Raw genomic sequence first — 5,938 nt, 5'->3', positions numbered from 1 at the left:
TCAATCTCAGAAACCGCTATGTACAGGATAAAACAACTGCTAGGAGGCACGTTGAGCATGCGGAATTATAAGGCTCAAGTGGGAGAAACTTACGCGATGATTAGGGCTTTGAACAAGCTTACTGGACTAGGTATGCCTGAAAGCCACTATGTAGCTTGATATTTGAACAATGATGAGAGTTTTGTTCGCTGACTCGATTTCGGAAACAAAGCCCATCACCGCTGGCCAAACCGAGTTTAGTTTGGCCAGTTTATGTTTCTTAGCTTCCTTTCGGTACTGTTTTTATACCAAAAATATGCTCAGATAAGCTTTACAGCCACCGAATTACTTACAACTGCCTTGATAATTCCAATACCAATAATTATCGAATGGATCTGCTCCCCAATTATCTTGAATTGCAGTAAAACGATGTCCGTTGTATTGAACTTGCATACCCGTAGGGTAGTAATAAGAAGGGGACCACTCGCTCAGAGTAGTACATAAATCTTGAGGTTCGGGTGGAGCGGGTAATAAACCTTCTGCAATCACAACAAGGTGAGTATCTACAGAACGGTCAGCGCCAGTAACTAATACATAAATATCAGCTCCTTTTATACCACTAAAACCACAATATTCGTCATTAGTCTGGTTACGAGAAACGCAATCAAAGTCATTCACCGATGCAGGTCTATTAATTGCTACATAAAGATCAACGTTGCCATTACCAAGGTATGTATAAACTGAGGCTTCATCCGTTGAAATATTTTTCAGAACATAATATTGTTCATTACCATAATTAGCATCGATGATTACTGGTTTATTACTCGATAATGTAACAATGTTAGGTTCTGGCTGTGGAGTAGGCTCTGGTTGGCCTGAACCACAGTTTTGTACTTGGATCCCAACTTGAGCAAAGGCACTGCTTACGGCAGAGGTTTCATAACCGAGTTTATGTGCTGCTTTGCAAACGCCATCTGCACCTTGCTGAAAGCTCGAATTTGGTCGCCAATACAGTTGATTAGCCGTTGCATAAGTAATGAAGGCTTGCTTAATATTCCAGCCATGGCTGATTGCAAGATGGTAAAACGCTTTGTTGAAAATCCCTGAACTATGGTGGACGTCTATACCTTGATAATACTGGTTAATATGGTCAATCGACCTGCCGTCTCGACTTGGGCGAATGAAATAACGCATCGCGTCTGAATATTTCATCACGTGCTCACCCATCTTCCAGTTAAAGCTACCATGAACATATTCACTTAATGCTGCGGCTGCAACATCAGAAAAGGATTCATTCATCCCGCCAGACATTCCACGATACTCTAGACCTGAATTTTGCTCAGTAAACCCATGACTCACTTCATGTGCAATCACATCCCACGTCGCAAGTGGATACATTGATTGATTACCATCACCAAAGGTCATCTGACGCCCATCCCAGAATGCATTATCGTACTTATTACCGTAATGAACACGCATAGTGAGTTTCTGCTGAATAGGTCGAGTATTGAGCCACTCCATATACATGCCAAAAACACGTTGGCCAAAGTAGTGAGCGTCATTCATTGGAGCATAAGCTCCGTTAACAGCCCGATGGTTGTTGACGTGACAATCAAATTGATGGGCCAATCCACCATACTGTTGATTATTCATATTGAGCGTAACAACATTAGCACTATCCATGCGACAGTCTTTGCTAACTTGGAAACCACCGTATTTTGTATTAGCACCAAAGTAGTAGCGGCCACTTTTTTGATTACCGCCTGGCCCCTCGGCTTCAATAAAAGTCAGGCCTTCCCACTCATCAAGTATTTGGCCTGATTTAGCATCGACTAAGGTTATTGGGCGAGATGGTGTCATTCCTGTTCGAGAGAGAAGGTCAACTTTATAGACTAAATAAGCGGTTTGCTGATCATCTAACCAAATCATCAATTCAGTCTGTGCATCCTGCACACTTGTAGCAGCAATACCTTGCAGCTTTCCTTTGGCGGCATCGATTGCTTGGTCAACATTAATCATCGGTAAAGTTGAACCAATATCTGATTCAATCCCCGTTAAGACTTGGCCATCTATTGCCTTTGCAAAACCACGATTAGAAACATCCGTAACCACAAAATGACCGTAGACAGGAAGTCCATAATGGAGCTGTTGTTTACGGACGAGTGTTTCCTTCCCTAATCTAACTAAGTTTGCATCACGATAGCTCAGTGGTTGCGAAGAAGCCGAGAATCCTTTTGTATTATTTGCGTTGATCACCTTTGAGAGATCGATTTGTGAATAGTCAATTAAATTGGCAGCCTGTACCGAAAATACGGCCGACAATAATATTAATATAATAATAGGCATAGCTTTCCTTTTCCTTTTCATTGTGTATTTAAATGCATAATGCTCAGGGATCCCCTCATAAATCAGCCATGGCATAACCATGTTTGAGCAGCTGATTTGCGAACGATACCCAGGATGCAAGTAACTCTTTTTCCGTCACGTGATAATTAGGCCGCCTCAGTACCTCCAAACCCAAGCGAATCGTTAACTGTACCGTACGATGCCGAACGGTATTGGCCTGGAAATGCCTATCCCAGCCCTGTTGCAGTGCATGTAACCCAACTAGCCACAACAGGCATTGAACCATTAATGCTATCAGCAGGATTATGTCTAATCGCTCAGGACTGTTGGTACGACTTTGGCGTAAACCAAGGCCGTATGCAGGGCTTTTGATATCTCGAAATTTTTCCCCAATTTGCATGCGCTTGGCATACAGCTTTACAAGCTGTTTTGGCGTCCGAGACTCTGGTGGCAAGTTGGTGGCTAACACCCAATTTTCTCTAGCCGATGTTGAGTACATTTTTGCGGATGGATGGTGGCAGTTAGTCCTCGTTGAACGCTGATTTTTACGCCCCTTAGGCTTGCCACGATAAAGCGCGAGATGGCAATTAATAGGGTTGGTTTTGGTCAACGTCTTACAGCCAAGGTTCTTCGCTCGACCACTTGCCAAGTTATGTATGCTGCGAACTGAACGCCAATTTTCTGCGCCAATCTCTGCAAATTGAACCATACTGCGAATACGGCTTAGCCAAAACTAACTATGGGCTTCAACCTCCTTATACCAAGGCAATTTGAACCCCGCGTCAGTCACGATTACTGGGGTAACATGACAAGGTAAAATCTTGGCTAAATCTGACAAAAAACCTTTGTGGGCCGCATTAGAGCATTGTTCTTATGCGGTAAACAGGCTCTGATAACTTAACGGGTAAATCGGCTTCACCATCGAGAAGTAGCGCTTTATCTATGCGTAATACCTCACTGCGCAGAAAACCAAACCGTTGATAAGGAAATGCATCAAAGCGCAATCTAGCCTCATCAGCCTGTTTAACAAACCCCGCACTTCTTGTTGGTAGTAATAACTCAGCTACCAATGAAGAGCCCTTTGGGATAATGCTCATCAATGGACGATTGCTGGCAATTAACTCACCCTCAACAACACTAACTGCCGCCACAGTACCTGATTCTTGAGCGCGTATAACAAATATGTAACTATTCTCCGCTTCATTTAATTGTCTTTGAATATCAGATTGGCGCTTATGAACATTTGACTGTTTTAAATTAAATTGGAACGGTAAGCTCGCTAATTCAGAGTGAGTTTGATTTAACTCGCGGTCAATCGATATTTTGTTCGACTCTAAGTTTTCCACTTCTTGCTTTACTTCAATTAATTTAGATAATTGAAGCTGATAATCAAGCTCTGATAAATAACCATCTTTGTAGAACTTGTCGTGTTGTTTTTTCTGCGCAACTTGTATGGTCAATTTTTCTGCTAACAACTGTTTTTGTCTAGATAATACTTTCATCGACTCCGATAAGTCAGATAACCTTTTTTTAAGTCTAAGAGTCTCAGCTGTATTCAGCTTTGTGTTGTTATCTAATTCTTGATTTAAAATACTTCGCTGTTGTTTTAAATCACTTATCAGTGTTTCGCTTAACTCAAAACCAGATGTCATGCTGCTTCTTATTATGACAGTGACTAATGGGTCACCTGCATTGACATCACTACCTTCCTTTACGTGCAATATATCCACATTACCATTGCGATTAGCATGGGTTTTTATCACACCTTTATCGGGTACTAGATATCCGTGAACCGTCTCCTTGCGAGCGTAATGTGAAAAATATAAAAATAAAATTATAGCAGTAACTATTAATAATATAGATAGGGATACGGTATATATAGAAAGAGGTTGAGCTAAAGATATATCTCCATAACGCCGTTGCTTTTGTTCGTCTACAACCTGCTGACGAAATAAATTTGACATAAGTTTCCTTTAACATTGGATCATTTTGGCTTGAATAATTAGCAGTTGCAATGGTGTTACCTGTTGGTTATCCAAAACACATTAGTTTCAAATGTATCAAATTGAAATAATACTTTAGTGCTAATTCTTTTTATGACTTAAATTTATTGTTATCCAATAATAAATAAATATATTTCGCGGCCATATTGTTTTTATTTTGTTTTTATTTGGTTGCAGTTGTTGTTGTTGTTGTTGTTGTTGTTGTTGTTGTTTTTGATTTTTATTTGTTTAATTTGATTGTGTTTTCGTTGGTGGCTCCTGCTTTGTGTAGTGGCACACTCAAGTTGATAGAGTTAAAAGGTGTATCTCACACTCCGATGCTTGAGTGCCCAGAAAAGTTCGGGTTCTGTCGCAAAATTATCGATTAGAGTTTAAGTGAGGATGATCTTTGAATATGAATTTGGAGCATCCACGGCATGACACTCAATTTCTTTGGTCGACATTATCCATCGCATATCATCATGCAGGCCCTTCATTATTATCTGGCCTACAAACTCAGTTACCGTGAAATTGAGGAGATGTTCACTGAGCGAAATATCCATTTTGACCATTCATCCCTTAACCGGTGGGTTATCAAATATGCGCCGCAACTAGAAGCCATCTTTAGGAATAAAAAGCGTTTAGTATCAGGCTCTTGGCGAATGGATGAAACCTACATAAAAGTGAAAGGCAGGTGGGTTTACTATTATCGAGCCGTGGACAAGTACGGCGATATTATTGATTTTTATTTGAGTGAAACCCGTGATGAGCCAGCGGCACTGGTATTTTTCAATAAAGCCATCAACCAACATGGCTTGCCTGAAAAGGTCGTCATTGATAAAAATGGTGCGAATGCCGCCGCATTAGATACCATTAATATTCGTCTTTGGCTGTCTGGCCATATGTTGTTTATGATTGAGGTTTTGGCTATCAAATATCTGAATAATATTGTCGAGCAAAGTCATCGAAAAGTGAAATGGAAAATGCACCAATGTCTAGGTTGGAAGTCTTGGCAAGGGGCTGAATCAACCTTAGCGGGTGTTGAGCTTTGGTCCATGATTAAGCAAGGGCAAATGAATACGACCGAAAGGATGACACCATGGGAACAATTTTATTCTTTGGCGGGCTAGTTGCATCTGAGAGATCTTGCCCCCTCAAATTATAGCGGTGAGATCTGATTTTGCGACAGAACCTTTATCATTAATTATATGCACAAGTTGTAATTTTAAAACCGACCATTAATATATTTTGTTCTGCCCTATTCAAAAAACAACTCACCCAACAAAACTTAGACATAATTTTAGCTTATAATTCACATCGCGCAAGCAATTGGTGTTGGTTGCACCTAAAATATAAACAAATGTATGAACAAATATGTTTCTTGGTTGCAAAATTGATGTGTGAATAATCTATTTTTCATTTAGATTAAATGGAGTTTTAATTAATGAAGAAAATATCAACCCCCATTTTGGCAACAGCATTTAGTGCGATATCTTTTTTTGTCAGGCAGAACAAGATAGAGCTGTATATAATTTAATTTGCACGAATAATAGCTGTAATGCTATAGATGTTGTTTCAAGGTATATCGTAAATAATAAAATTTATTTTAAAGCTACAGATATATTTTATAT

3 protein-coding genes and 2 pseudogenes are annotated in these 5,938 nt (G+C 39.9%); 2 read left to right on the top strand and 3 right to left on the bottom strand.

The genetic code is table 11. The annotated features are described in order from the left end of the window. Window positions 1-159: pseudogene (locus tag KFE26_RS23130) on the top strand (IS5/IS1182 family transposase); the annotation flags it as partial. Window positions 160-324: 165 nt separating this feature from the next. On the opposite strand, the gene KFE26_RS23125 reads toward KFE26_RS23130, so the two are convergent. The 3 genes and pseudogenes from KFE26_RS23125 to KFE26_RS23115 all read right to left on the bottom strand — a co-directional run bounded on the left by KFE26_RS23125 (window position 325) and on the right by KFE26_RS23115 (window position 4,289). Continuing rightward, complete coding sequence (locus KFE26_RS23125) at window positions 325-2,325, bottom strand: M4 family metallopeptidase (RefSeq protein WP_212601853.1); 2,001 nt, start codon at window positions 2,323-2,325, stop codon at window positions 325-327. A gap of 55 nt (window positions 2,326-2,380) precedes the next feature. Further along, window positions 2,381-3,196, bottom strand: a pseudogene (locus KFE26_RS23120) (IS4 family transposase); the annotation flags it as partial. Then, window positions 3,183-4,289: an HlyD family secretion protein gene (locus KFE26_RS23115; protein WP_249195896.1), complete on the bottom strand. Its 1,107-nt coding sequence runs from the start codon at window positions 4,287-4,289 to the stop codon at window positions 3,183-3,185. The gene KFE26_RS23115 and the pseudogene KFE26_RS23120, both read right to left, overlap by 14 nt. A 455-nt stretch (window positions 4,290-4,744) precedes the next feature. On the opposite strand from KFE26_RS23115, the gene KFE26_RS23110 reads away from it, so the two are divergent. Beyond that, window positions 4,745-5,437 (top strand): IS6 family transposase, encoded by a 693-nt coding sequence (locus tag KFE26_RS23110; protein WP_212601852.1) that lies wholly within the window; start codon window positions 4,745-4,747, stop codon window positions 5,435-5,437. Window positions 5,438-5,938: the final 501 nt, after the last annotated feature.

It is taken from the genome of Shewanella sp. M16, from assembly GCF_018224605.1.
GTDB lineage: Bacteria > Pseudomonadota > Gammaproteobacteria > Enterobacterales > Shewanellaceae > Shewanella > Shewanella oncorhynchi.
Note: the sequence above shows the minus strand (reverse complement) of the source record. Positions and strands in the feature narration are given on the sequence as shown.